The following is an 11,991-nucleotide window of genomic DNA, read 5'->3' on the forward strand; positions in this document are numbered from 1 at the left end:
TTGTTCGTCACAAAGCACCGTTGCTTTATCTATTTTTAACAATGAGTGACCTTATGAAAGCTTCTATTGAAATTAGTTTATACCCATTAGCAGAAGAAAAGTTTAAAACGGAAATTTGGGCTTTTATTAAACGTTTACGACAAGTGCCTGAACTCAAAGTGGTAACCAATGGCATGAGCACACAAGTGTTTGGTGATTATGACTTGGCAACCAGCCATGTAATGGCCGAAATAAAGCAGGTTCATCAAACCTTAAATGCTGCGGTTTTTATCTGTAAGTTTATTGGTGGCGACCGTTCAGTTGTTGAAGCAGAAAGCTAATGTCAACCGCAACGCAAAGTTTTGACCTAGTTGCCTATTTTAGTGCTCTGGCGACATTAGAGTTAATCGCGGTAGTCGCGTCATTGCTGTATGTTTTATTGGCCGCAAAAGGTAGTGTGCTTTGCTGGCTAGCGGCCATTGTCAGTACCATACTTTATACCATCATTTTTTATGATGTCTATCTCTGGATGGACAGCCTATTACAAGTTTATTATTTACTGATGGCGCTGTATGGCTGGCTTTGTTGGTCGAAATACAAGGATAGTGCGTCGTTAGATGCCAAGCCATTAGCTTATAGTTATTGGACCATTCGACAGCATACGTTATGTATCTGCATTTTAGCGCTGCTTTCGATTGCTTTAGGCTGGCTAATGGCAAATTATACTCCTACAGATTTTCCCTATTTAGATAGCGCCACGACATTATTTGCAGTATTTGCTACCTATTTGTTAACACAAAAAGTGGTGGAAAACTGGCTGTATTTTGTTGTCATTGACCTTGTCTCTATCTATCTTTATATCGAAAAAGGTCTACTGCCAACAGCGGCATTATTTTGCTGTTATGTAGTATTAGCGTTATATGGTTACTTTCAGTGGCGTACGCTTTATCGGCTGCAATTTCGCCAACAACACAATGACCTGTACCTAAATAGTACTAATAGTAATGTGCTTAGGTAATGTACTTAGTTAATTGGCTTGTACCAAAACATAAAGGATAGCAGTGGCATTTGAAAGCATGACCGGTAATAACAATCAAGCAGCACTTATGGTAGCGTTATCCCGCTTGCCTTGCTTTAACGCCTTGCCACTGAGCCAAATTAGCGCACTTGATGCTGGTTTGAGCCAGCCATGTTTTCAACTGCAATATCAAGGGAAAGCTTATTTTGCCAAATATGTAGGCAAGGGCAGTATTGAGCCCCACGCCTGCCAACTTGCCAGTGCAGTGGCGTTGGCACCTAGCGTGCTTTTTGTCAAAGATGCTTGGTTGATCACTGAATTTATTCAAGGCATAAGCCTTGATAAAAGTGGTTACAACGATGCGGATAAATTAACCCAGATGCTGGCCTTACTTGCGCGTTGTCATGCTATAGATTTTGCCGCGACTCACTTTACCGCCTCTATGGGGGCTGTGAGTGGTAAAGGCTTAGCTGAACTTGATAGTTTAACCGTGATAACCTCGCTTTTGCAGCAAGTCCAACTTAGCCAAAATCAAGCAACTGTGCTCAGTAGATTATCGCAGTTGCTGCAGCAAAATCTTGCTAAAGCATTAGCAGCTCAGCAGGACAGCCAAGCAGTTTTTTGCCATGGTGATGGCAATTTTAGTAATGCGATTATTGATAATAACCATGCCATAAAGCGAACAAGTTCGCGTGTTGTTTTAGTGGATTTTGAGTGTGCCTGCATAGCACCGCCAGCCTATGATTTGGCGATGTTAATGGCAGTTAACGTGATCCCTGCGGCGGCTGCCAGTGCGGTAACGACAAAATATAACCAACTAGTTATGGCGCTAAATCCAGCTGAAAATACCGGTGAAATTGTCGACAATATGACCATAAATACCGCTAGCAAGCGAACTGAATCGTCATCATTGGTTACGCGTTACTTTGGTATAGCGTGTTTAATCAATGGCTTATGGTATTTATCACAATATCAACAATGTCAGTCTGAAATTTACCAGCAAAAAGCCATCGAGCAGTTTGCTTTACTCAGTGACAGGTACGTTTCGATACATTCAGTGCTCAATGAAATGAGATAAGGCGTCCAGTTCCTACGACTAGTGGTAGTGCGGGATTTGTAGGCTTAGCGCATAATTAAGCTAATCTAAATAATTGGTTTAATTGCGTGAATTGGAAAGAGTTTATAGAAAATAGAAATCGCTTATTCTGGCTGGTGCATACCGCTGGTTGGTGTGGTTTTGCCTTGGTGCATTATTTAGGCTCTTTGTTGCACGATTTACGCGATATCTTCTTGGTGATAATTTTATTAAACACCTATGCCGGTTGGTTGCTAACGGTACCACTGCGCTATATTTACCGTCGAATTTGGAATTTCACTCCGTTAAAAATTGCCATCGTCGTCATTTTAGCTTCTTATTGCACAGGAGTGTTATGGCAAGTGGTTAAAAATATCAATTACTGGGAAATATATAAACACGGTTATCGCCCTGACTTTTGGCTCTATTATACCAAAAACAGTTTATTATCTTTCTTTATCATTTTAAGTTGGAGTGGATTGTATTTTGGTACTAAATACTATCAAATGCTGCAAAAAGAAAAGCAAAACGTGTTACGGGCAAATACTGTGGCCCATCAAGCGCAATTAAAAATGTTGCGTTATCAGCTCAACCCACACTTTTTGTTTAACACTTTAAATGCCATTTCAACGTTAATATTGGTACAAGAAAATAAAACCGCGAACGCTATGGTAACTAAATTAAGTGAGTTTTTGCGTTATTCACTCGATAAAGATCCCATGAAGCGAGTAACGCTAAGCAGTGAATTACACGCCCTAAAATTGTATTTAGACATAGAAAAAGTACGCTTTGAAGAACGCTTGCAAGTTAACTTTGATATTGCTCAAGATTGCAACCATGCTTTAGTTCCCAGTATGATATTACAACCGCTGGCTGAAAACGCGATAAAACATGCCATTGCCGTACAAGAGCAAGGAGGGGAAATAAAAGTCTCAGTGCATCGTTTTGGTAATGACTTATTGATTGAATTAGCCGACAATGGTCCAGGTGCTGAAATTAAAAACGGTAATTTATTTCGAGAAAACGGCGTTGGTTTAGTCAATACGCGTGAACGTTTACAAGCATTATATCAACAGGATTACTCATTAGTGGTGGCGAATAATACGCCTACTGGTGTTAAAATAAGTATCCGTATTCCATATGAGGTTGGTGGTCGAATATGAGTAAAAAGCTCTCAACAATCATTGTTGACGATGAACCTTTAGCAAGAAAGGGCCTTGCTATTCGTTTACAAGAGCATAAAGACATTGACATTATTGCCCAGTGCTCGAACGGTCGTGAAGCTATTGAAGCGGTGCGAGCCTATCAGCCAGATTTGATTTTTCTTGATATTCAAATGCCGGGCTTGACCGGGTTTGAAGTGGTTGAAGCGATAATTGAACAGGGCTTAACGTTGCCTATGGTGGTTTTTGTAACCGCGTTTGATCAATACGCTATGCAAGCTTTTGAAGTACATGCGCAAGATTATTTGCTAAAGCCGGCGGACGAACAGCGTCTTGCACAAACCTTAGATAAAGTTCGTCAAAATATGCTTAGTGAAATGAATGCTTTGCATAAATCTAAACTCGTGCGCCTTGTTAGTGATGTTACCGGAAATGATAGCGAAAAAATATTACAAGAATTAGAAAATAATGAGCCTGTTAGTCTCTCTAGTTACTCAGACGTTTTAGCCATTAAAGATGGCGGTGAAGTCAGTCGGGTGCCGGTAAAAGATATTTTATGGATTGATGCTGCTGGTGACTACATGTGTGTGCATACCCAAGATAATACCCACATATTGCGCAAAACCATGAAGCAACTTGAAGAAACTTTAGATCCCAGACGTTTTTTGCGTAGCCATCGCTCTACCATAGTCAATAAAAGCTATATTGAGAAATTTTGCAGCCAACTCAATGGCGAATATTATTTAGTGATGTCTAACGGCAAAGAGTTAAAAGTCAGTCGCAGTTATAAAGAAAAAGTAAAAAAAGCCGTTATCGCTTAAAGACAAGCCTGACAAAAAATAAGATGAGTGGCTATGGCATAGCCACTCATCTATTTAGCATCGTTCGTTCATTGATCTGTTATTGATTGCTTATTTTGCTAATGTTAGCGGGCCTACTTGCACCACAAGCTTGCCAAAGTTTTCACCGGTTAAAAGCCCCATAAACGCATTAGCAGCATGCTCTAAACCTTGGACCATATCTTCGCGATAGGTAATTTTGCCTTCAGCAAGCCACTTGCTCATCGCTTGGCTAAACTCGTTATAACGATGACCGTAATCATCAAAAACAATAAAGCCTTGCATTTTTATACGCTTAACTAACAACAAGCCCATTAATTGCGATAGCCTGTCGGGGCCTGATGGTAGCTCAGTAGCATTATACTGTGAAATTAAACCACATAATGGCACGCGCGCACTGGCATTGAGTAAGGGCATCACGGCATCAAATACCGCGCCACCAACGTTCTCAAAATAGATATCAATGCCATTTGGGCATTGCTGGGCTAATTGCTCAGCCAAATTACTGTCTCGGTGATTTAAACAGGCATCAAAGCCTAAACTGTCGGTAACGTAATGGCACTTTTCTGCACTACCGGCAATACCCACGACATGGCAACCATGTAACTTGGCAATTTGTCCAACAAGGCTTCCCACCGCGCCACTCGCTGCGGCAACCACTACTGTTTCACCCGCTTTTGGTTGGCCAATATCCAGTAACCCCATATAAGCGGTTAAACCAGGCATTCCTAATACCCCAAGCGCGTATGACGGCGTTGTTAACTGCTCGGGTAGTTTTAATAGCTCGTCAGCATTAGCAATAGCATAGTCTTGCCAGCCGGTATAGGCTACCACTAAATCGCCAACTTGAAAGTTTTCATGGTGAGATTGCTCAACACGACAAACTGCACCGCCAATCATCACCTCATTGATTGCCACAGGCTCTGCGTAAGACTTTGCATCGCTCATGCGACCGCGCATATAAGGGTCAAGCGATAAATATATGGTGCGCAATAATACTTGTCCTTGCGCTGGCTTGGGTATTGCCGTTTCGCGTAATTTAAAGTTGTCTGGTGTTGGCGCGCCGACAGGGCGTGATGCTAATGTGATTTGACGGTTTTGTTGCCAGTTTTGTTTTAAGGTCATGGTTTTTCCTATGTTGAACATTTATGCAGTGCAATAAAATGCGTACAAGCTTTACGCTAAATGTTGAATTAATCGTGCAGCCGTTGCGCTTGAGCTAGCAGGGTTTTGTCCGCTAATTATACCGCCATCGGCAACGACAAACGATGTCCAGTCCTCAGCTTTTTGGTAGTTGGCCCCTAACTTAATGAGTTCATCTTCTAACAAAAACGGTACAACGTCGGTTAATTGTACGGCATCTTCTTCGCTGTTGCTAAAAGCAGTGATTGCTTTACCCTTAACAAGGGCATTGCCGCTTTCGTCTTTCACATTGAGCAGAACGGCAGTGGCATGGCAAACAACCGCGACTGGCTTATGTTGCTTAATAAAGCTTGAGATCAAGGCAATAGAGTCTTGGTTGTTGGTTAAATCCCACAAAGGTCCATGGCCGCCGGGGTAAAATACCGCGGCATAGTCGTTGGCATGAATATCAGCTAACGGTGTTGTTTTTGCTAATTGTGCTTGGCTTTTTTTATCTTGTTCAAAGCGGCGCGTGGCATCGGTTTGAAAGTCTGCTTCGACACTTTTAGGATCGAGTGGCGGCTGCCCACCTAAAGGAGAGGCGATTTTAACCTGATAGCCCGCATCAATGACTTGATAATAAGGTGCGGCAAATTCCTCGAGCCAAAATCCGGTTTTCTCGCCGGTATTACCTAAACTATGGTGTGAAGTTAATACCATCAACACTTGCCTGTTGTTTGCTGTTGCGTGTGTGTTAGCTGTTTGTTGCATTTTTCTTCCTAAGCACTCAAATGAAGCGCTGCGTGAGCGCAATTACTGTGAAATAAATTGCAGTCGTTGCTAAATATTTCATTTTGCCAACAGTATAGGTATAAGTTATTTTTATACAATGCTGATTAAATTGATAACTTTGTCTTAGTTATTGATACAATTAAGTCCTAAGTATATTTTTCCACGATATTTTAATTCAGGTAACTCATGGATATTTCTTTTGAGCAACTTAAAAGCATGGTGGTGTTTTCTCATGTGGTTGAACAAGGCAGTTTTAGCGCCGCGGCTAAGCATATTGGTCTTTCTCGAGCGGTTGTTAGCTACCATATTAAAAAGTTAGAGCAACAGCTTGGCATAACGCTATTAAACCGTTCTACGCGCTCAATTGCGCTGACCCAAGCAGGCAATGACTATTATCAACGCTGTCGAATTATTGCCCAGCAAGCAAGTGCAGCCAATCAACAAATTGAAAATGTGAAAAATGAACCTGAAGGCTTAATAAAAATAACTTGCCCAGTGAATGTTGGTCTACACACTATAGTGCCGGCACTTGATAAGTTTCGTCACCTGTATCCGAAAATAGAGCTTGATGTGATGTTAAGTGATGAAGTAGTCAATATTGTTAAAGCAGGTATAGATTTAGCGATCAGAGGGGCACCATTATTAGATTCAAACCTTCAGGCAAGAAAACTTGCCGTACTTGCGACTTGTCTTTGTGGTGCGCCAAGTTACTTTGAGCAATATGGTTACCCAAGCAAACCAAGCGAACTTAAAAATCATAATTGGGTCGTGTATAAGTTAGCCGAGCAAAGACTAACCTTAGAAAAAGCCGGACAACGCTACTTTGTTGATATTACAGGCACTATCGCTACTAATAATGCCACGGCAAGAACGGCGTTTGTCGAGGGTGGACACGGTTTGGCACGCATTCCTGTTTATGATGCTTGGCCGAAGGTACAAGCAGGGCGCTTACAAACAGTATTAGATGATCACCAGTTATTGCCGATCCAAGTGTATGGTGTTTTTCCACCCGGTGCTGCGCGCTCAAAAAAATTACGTTTGTTAATTGATTTTCTACAGCAGTATTTTCAACAGCAAACGAACAATGTAAGCTCAGCGCAAAAACGTCAGTGAGGCTACCCGGCTAATTTGTTTATTAACCGGGTAATTGCATTATCGTCTTAGGCGACAGTTTATTATTGAAAGTGTTTACTGGTTAACGTTAATACTTTTAAGGTATTTGTCGCACCAACTGTTTCCATCAGATCGCCATGGGTAAGAATCACCTTATCGCCAATGGATAACTCTGAGCGTTTGGCAACCAGTGTTAATACTTCAAGGGCTAACTTATCGTCGTTATCACAACGAGTAGAGTCATATGAAACTGGGTAAACACCACGATAAATTGCTGTTTTCGTTAGTGTTTTTTCATGGCGAGATAACGAGTAAATTGGCAAGCCAGAGGAAATACGCGACATTATTTTAGTGGTATGGCCGGACTCAGTTAGGGCAATTATCGCTTTTACACCGTCTAAATGGTTTGCGGCATACATGGCTGACATGGCAATGGTTTCAGAGACTTCTTCAAATACCATTTCGACTCTATGTTTAGAGGTTGTGATTGAACGTTCATTCTCAGCACCACGACAAACGGCCGCCATGGCTTTAACAGTTTCAATTGGATATTTACCGGCTGCGGTTTCTGCTGATAGCATTACAGCGTCAGTGCCATCAAGTACCGCATTGGCAACATCCATCACCTCTGCACGAGTTGGCATGGGTTGCTCAATCATGGTTTCCATCATTTGCGTGGCCGTGATCACAACGCGATTTAACTGACGACTTCGGGCAATAATATGCTTTTGCTTGCCCACCAGCGCCGCATCACCAATTTCAACGCCTAAATCGCCCCGTGCAACCATCACCACGTCTGAGGCAAGAATAATACCGTCAAGTACCTTGTCGTCGTTAACCGCTTCGGCACGTTCAATTTTTGATACTAAACGCGCATCACAACCGGCTTCTTGTGCTAACAAACGCGCCTCACGCATATCAGCGGCGTCACGCGGAAACGAGACAGCAAGAAAGTCGACATTAATCTTTGCCGCCAGTTTAATGTCGTCTTTGTCTTTGTCTGTTAAAGCAGGGGCGGTAAGGCCGCCACCTTGTCGATTGATACCCTTGTTATTGGACAGCGGTCCACCAACAGTAACTTCGGTAAATACCGATTCTGCTTTGATGTCAAGAACACGTAATTGCACACGGCCATCGTCAAGTAATAAGATATCGCCGGGGCTGACGTCTTGTGGTAGTTTTTTATAATCGATACCGACTTTTTCTTGGTTACCTTCACCTTTTGCTAAATTGGCGTCGAGCTCGAACTTATCGCCAACCGCAAGTTGTATAGGGCCATCTTTAAAGGTTGAAATACGAATTTTTGGCCCTTGTAAATCACCTAATATACCAACATAAATACCTAATTCTTTTGATAATTCTCGTACGGCGTTGACCCGTTCAATATGATCTTGATGGCTGCCGTGTGAGAAATTTAACCTAACCACATTGACGCCGGCGGCGAGTACTTGTTTTAATACGGATCTTTCATCAGTAGCAGGACCTAAGGTCGCGACTATTTTAGTTCTTCTAGGCATGGTATTCCTTAAATTTATTCAATATTTTGATGGCGACTAATCTTTACGTTCAAAGCGTGAACTACGCAAACTGTCTTTAACTTTCTTTAAGTTATCTCTAAATTTAGTACCTCGGCGTAACGTAAAGCCAGTGGCTAAGCAATCAATGAGCGTTAATTGTGCAATGCGAGATGCCATTGGCATATATAAGTCAGTATCTTCAGCGACATCAACCGAAAGCACGATATTACACTCTTTGGCTAATGGCGTTCCGGCGGTAGTGATGCCAATCACTGTGGCATCGTTTTCTCGCGCTAAACTCGCTACATCAACCAATGACTTGGTTCTGCCGGTATGTGATATCAATACCACCACGTCGCCTTGGCGGCTATTTATAGCACTCATACGTTGCATTAATATGTCATCAAAATACACCACAGGAACATTAAAACGAAAAAATTTATTTTGCGCATCATGAGCAACAACGGCAGAGGCGCCTAAACCAAAAAATGAAATTTTGTTAGCTTGAGTCAGTAAATCGACGGAACGATTGATGGTAGCAGTGTCTAAACTTTTACGCGCTAATTCGAGATTAGCCATGGTTGACTCAAAAATCTTTGCGGTATATTCATCCGCGGAATCGTTTTCGTCGACATGTCGATTTACGTACGGTGTACCATTGGCTAAACTTTGTGCTAAATGTAATTTAAAGTCAGGGTAACCCTTAGTGTCTAGCCGACGACAAAATCGATTGACTGTTGGCTCACTGATATTAGCTTGTTTCGCCAAGGCGGCGATACTGGCATGTATGACAGTGCTTGGTGATGATAATATAACTTCTGCCACCTTACGTTCAGACTTGCTAAATGTATCTAACTCGTTGGCGATCTTTTCTAATATATTCATTACGTTTATGCCCTAGCGTGTACTTAATTGGTGTTTATTCAAAGGCCAATTAAATAATCTGTAATTTATTTTCTATTTTAATAACAGAAAATATGAAAATTTATTTCATATTTAACGCTAATATAAAACAAAAGCATCAAATATTGCAAACCTTTAATGAAATTTTGTCATACTCTGTGCTTGTAGCTATTATTTTTATTTAAAAGTGTTAAATGTAGTAATATTACAGAAAGTGCTTTACTGATGAGGCTATAGCAGCTAAATTAGTTGTAAATGTAGTTTATTTACAATGAAAACTGATAACGAATTAATAGAGAACCAATGCGATGAAAAACGTGGATAACCAATTAGCAAGCGAAATTGTTATTTTTGGGGCGCTCGGCGACTTATCTCGTCGAAAGCTGCTGCCGTCTTTATATCAATTGCAGCTTGCTGGTTTATTAAGTGACCAGACGCGAATTATCGCGGTTGCTCGCAATGACATGGCACTTAAAGAATTTAAACAATTAATTAAGGACAGTTTGCAAGAGTTTATCGATGAAACACTCGATGCGCAGGTTGTAGCAAGCTTTCTTGAAAAATTGGTGTATCAACATCTAGATTTTAAAGATATAAAAGCCTATAAACAACTGGCTAAAACGTTGTCGTCAGGCCAAGGTGCACGACTTTATTATTATTCTACACCACCGGCCATATATGGCGATATCAGTGAAGGTTTACAAGCATCAAATTTAATCAATGCAAACGATAGAGTGGTGATGGAAAAACCCATAGGGCACTGTCTTGAGTCTTCGAAAGTTATTAATGATCAAGTCTCACGCTATTTCGCTGAAAATCAAATTTATCGTATTGATCATTATCTAGGCAAAGAAACTGTATTAAACCTATTGGTATTAAGGTTTGCCAACTCGTTATTTACCAACAACTGGGATCGCAATAGCATAGATCATGTGCAAATAACGGTCGCCGAAAGCGTAGGTATTGAAGGGCGCTGGGGTTTTTATGATGAAGCCGGCCAAATGCGTGACATGGTTCAAAACCATTTACTACAAGTACTTTCGCTACTCGCCATGGAGCCGCCTGCCGAGTTGTGTGCTGATAGTGTGCGCGATGAAAAGCTTAAGGTTATTAAGGCATTAAAACCCATTACTCGACAGAATGTTAAAGATAAAACGGTTCGAGGCCAATACACAGATGGCTTTTTAAACGGTGTGCCTGTACCTGGCTACTTAAATGAAGAAGGGGCGAAAGCTAACAGCTCGACTGAAACTTTTGTTGCGATTAAAGCTGAGATTGATAACTGGCGTTGGGCGGGAGTACCGTTTTATTTACGCACGGGTAAGCGTATGCCACAAAAGCAAAGTGAAATAGTGGTGCACTTTAAGCAACAAGCGCACAATATTTTCAGTGAAAGCTATGCCGACTTACCTGCCAATAAACTCACCATACGTTTGCAACCGGATGAAGGTGTCGAGCTAGATATGATGAATAAAATTCCTGGCATTGCCTCACAAATGCAAATTCAAGAAAATAAACTCGATTTGAGTTTTTCTCAAGCATATGACAATCAACGGGTTGTTGATGCTTATGAACGCTTACTTTTAGAAGTGCTTAGAGGAGATCAGTCGTTATTTGTTCGCCGTGATGAAGTCGAGGCAGCTTGGCAATGGGCAGATAGCATTATTGACGCATGGCAATCAACAAATGAGGCTCCTAAATCATACGCCGCTGGGTCTTGGGGCCCGGTTTCTTCAATTGCGCTGATCGCGCGTGATGACAGACAATGGGTAGAATAATGTATCAAATTAACGAATTTCAACAACGCCATATATTAGATGCAGCATTAGCAGATCGAGTGGCAAACTTGCTCTTGGCTGCTGTTGCCGAAAAAGGCAAAGCCAGTATTGCTGTTTCTGGTGGCTCAACCCCGAAAGGTTTCTTTCAAGCTTTAGCAAAGAAAAAGCTGCCTTGGCATGCCATAACAGTTACCTTGGCAGACGAACGTTGGGTTAATATTGACTCAAGTGCTAGCAATACCCAACTTGTTTATGAAAACTTATTACAAGATGAGGCGGCTGGCGCAACGTTTTTCCATTTAAAACAAGGGAAAACCTGCTGTGAGCAGACGTTATCAACATTAAACTTAGCTGCAGAGCGGACATTATTACCGTTAGATGTCGTTATTCTGGGGATGGGTGAAGATGGTCATACCGCATCGTTATTTCCCTGTAGTGATGAAATAGATCAGTGTCTGGCATTAGATAGTCCAGCACTAATCAAAGTAGAGCCAAAAACAGCGCCACATCAGCGCATTAGCTTTAGCTTTGCCGCGTTAGCTGCCAGTGCAAATGTCTTTTTACATATCAGTGGCGAAGCGAAAAAGCAGGTTTTAGCAACAGCCATTGCCGGCGAAGATAGTCGCGAAATGCCAATTCGAGCGTTTTTGCATGCGCCAAATGTGAATACACAAATTTATTGGGCGGAATAA

Annotated in this window: 12 protein-coding genes; 8 read left to right on the forward strand and 4 right to left on the reverse strand. The window is 41.6% G+C overall.

Annotated features, from left to right (window positions below):
- Positions 1 to 53: 53 nt before the first annotated feature.
- From B6K83_RS09655 to B6K83_RS09675, 5 genes are all read left to right on the forward strand, one after another.
- Positions 54 to 320, forward strand: a complete 267-nt coding sequence (locus B6K83_RS09655; RefSeq protein ID WP_085284834.1) for a hypothetical protein — start codon at positions 54 to 56, stop codon at positions 318 to 320.
- Complete coding sequence (gene pnuC, locus B6K83_RS09660; protein WP_085284719.1) at positions 320 to 997, forward strand: nicotinamide riboside transporter PnuC; 678 nt, start codon at positions 320 to 322, stop codon at positions 995 to 997. Before B6K83_RS09655 ends, pnuC begins: the two co-directional genes overlap by 1 nt.
- 43 nt (positions 998 to 1,040) lie before the next feature.
- Positions 1,041 to 2,075, forward strand: a complete 1,035-nt coding sequence (locus B6K83_RS09665; protein ID WP_085284720.1) for a phosphotransferase — start codon at positions 1,041 to 1,043, stop codon at positions 2,073 to 2,075.
- 86 nt (positions 2,076 to 2,161) lie between these two features.
- Positions 2,162 to 3,235: a sensor histidine kinase gene (locus tag B6K83_RS09670; RefSeq protein WP_085284721.1), complete on the forward strand. Its 1,074-nt coding sequence runs from the start codon at positions 2,162 to 2,164 to the stop codon at positions 3,233 to 3,235.
- A complete protein-coding gene (locus B6K83_RS09675; protein WP_085284722.1) occupies positions 3,232 to 4,056 on the forward strand; it encodes a LytR/AlgR family response regulator transcription factor in 825 nt (274 codons plus the stop codon). Before B6K83_RS09670 ends, B6K83_RS09675 begins: the two co-directional genes overlap by 4 nt.
- Positions 4,057 to 4,146: 90 nt before the next feature.
- Here the strand turns inward: B6K83_RS09675 and B6K83_RS09680 are convergent, their stop codons facing one another.
- Together B6K83_RS09680 and B6K83_RS09685 are read right to left on the reverse strand one after the other, a co-directional pair.
- The gene (locus tag B6K83_RS09680; protein WP_085284723.1) at positions 4,147 to 5,199 is read right to left on the reverse strand and encodes an NADP-dependent oxidoreductase; all 1,053 of its coding nucleotides are present in this window, start codon (positions 5,197 to 5,199) and stop codon (positions 4,147 to 4,149) included.
- A gap of 51 nt (positions 5,200 to 5,250) precedes the next feature.
- A complete protein-coding gene (locus B6K83_RS09685) occupies positions 5,251 to 5,967 on the reverse strand; it encodes a type 1 glutamine amidotransferase domain-containing protein (protein ID WP_198951676.1) in 717 nt (238 codons plus the stop codon).
- A 207-nt stretch (positions 5,968 to 6,174) separates the two neighbouring features.
- Here B6K83_RS09685 and B6K83_RS09690 point away from each other — a divergent pair, with 207 nt between their 5' ends.
- Positions 6,175 to 7,101 (forward strand): LysR family transcriptional regulator, encoded by a 927-nt coding sequence (locus B6K83_RS09690; RefSeq protein WP_085284724.1) that lies wholly within the window; start codon positions 6,175 to 6,177, stop codon positions 7,099 to 7,101.
- 62 nt (positions 7,102 to 7,163) lie between these two features.
- Here the strand turns inward: B6K83_RS09690 and pyk are convergent, their stop codons facing one another.
- Together pyk and B6K83_RS09700 are read right to left on the reverse strand one after the other, a co-directional pair.
- Positions 7,164 to 8,618: a pyruvate kinase gene (pyk, locus tag B6K83_RS09695; protein ID WP_085284725.1), complete on the reverse strand. Its 1,455-nt coding sequence runs from the start codon at positions 8,616 to 8,618 to the stop codon at positions 7,164 to 7,166.
- Positions 8,619 to 8,654: 36 nt separating this feature from the next.
- The gene (locus B6K83_RS09700) at positions 8,655 to 9,503 is read right to left on the reverse strand and encodes a MurR/RpiR family transcriptional regulator (RefSeq protein WP_085284726.1); all 849 of its coding nucleotides are present in this window, start codon (positions 9,501 to 9,503) and stop codon (positions 8,655 to 8,657) included.
- A gap of 326 nt (positions 9,504 to 9,829) precedes the next feature.
- Between B6K83_RS09700 and zwf the strand changes: the two genes are divergently transcribed.
- Positions 9,830 to 11,299 carry a glucose-6-phosphate dehydrogenase gene (gene zwf / locus B6K83_RS09705; protein WP_085284727.1) on the forward strand — a complete coding sequence of 490 codons (1,470 nt, stop codon included), beginning with the start codon at positions 9,830 to 9,832 and terminating at the stop codon, positions 11,297 to 11,299.
- Positions 11,299 to 11,991, forward strand: coding sequence for a 6-phosphogluconolactonase (pgl, locus tag B6K83_RS09710; protein ID WP_085284728.1), 693 nt, complete (start codon positions 11,299 to 11,301; stop codon positions 11,989 to 11,991). The genes zwf and pgl overlap by 1 nt, the downstream gene beginning before the upstream one ends.

Origin of the sequence: Colwellia chukchiensis (assembly GCF_002104455.1) — a bacterium.
Taxonomy (GTDB): domain Bacteria; phylum Pseudomonadota; class Gammaproteobacteria; order Enterobacterales; family Alteromonadaceae; genus Cognaticolwellia; species Cognaticolwellia chukchiensis.

Coding starts and splice junctions, on each gene's coding strand:
- B6K83_RS09655 (WP_085284834.1), top strand. CDS start 54: ATGAAAGCTTCTATTGAAATTAGTTTATACCCATTAGCAGAAGAAAAG.
- pnuC (WP_085284719.1), top strand. CDS start 320: ATGTCAACCGCAACGCAAAGTTTTGACCTAGTTGCCTATTTTAGTGCT.
- B6K83_RS09675 (WP_085284722.1), top strand. CDS start 3,232: ATGAGTAAAAAGCTCTCAACAATCATTGTTGACGATGAACCTTTAGCA.
- B6K83_RS09680 (WP_085284723.1), bottom strand. CDS start 5,199: ATGACCTTAAAACAAAACTGGCAACAAAACCGTCAAATCACATTAGCA.
- B6K83_RS09685 (WP_198951676.1), bottom strand. CDS start 5,967: ATGCAACAAACAGCTAACACACACGCAACAGCAAACAACAGGCAAGTG.
- B6K83_RS09690 (WP_085284724.1), top strand. CDS start 6,175: ATGGATATTTCTTTTGAGCAACTTAAAAGCATGGTGGTGTTTTCTCAT.
- pyk (WP_085284725.1), bottom strand. CDS start 8,618: ATGCCTAGAAGAACTAAAATAGTCGCGACCTTAGGTCCTGCTACTGAT.
- B6K83_RS09700 (WP_085284726.1), bottom strand. CDS start 9,503: ATGAATATATTAGAAAAGATCGCCAACGAGTTAGATACATTTAGCAAG.
- zwf (WP_085284727.1), top strand. CDS start 9,830: ATGAAAAACGTGGATAACCAATTAGCAAGCGAAATTGTTATTTTTGGG.
- pgl (WP_085284728.1), top strand. CDS start 11,299: ATGTATCAAATTAACGAATTTCAACAACGCCATATATTAGATGCAGCA.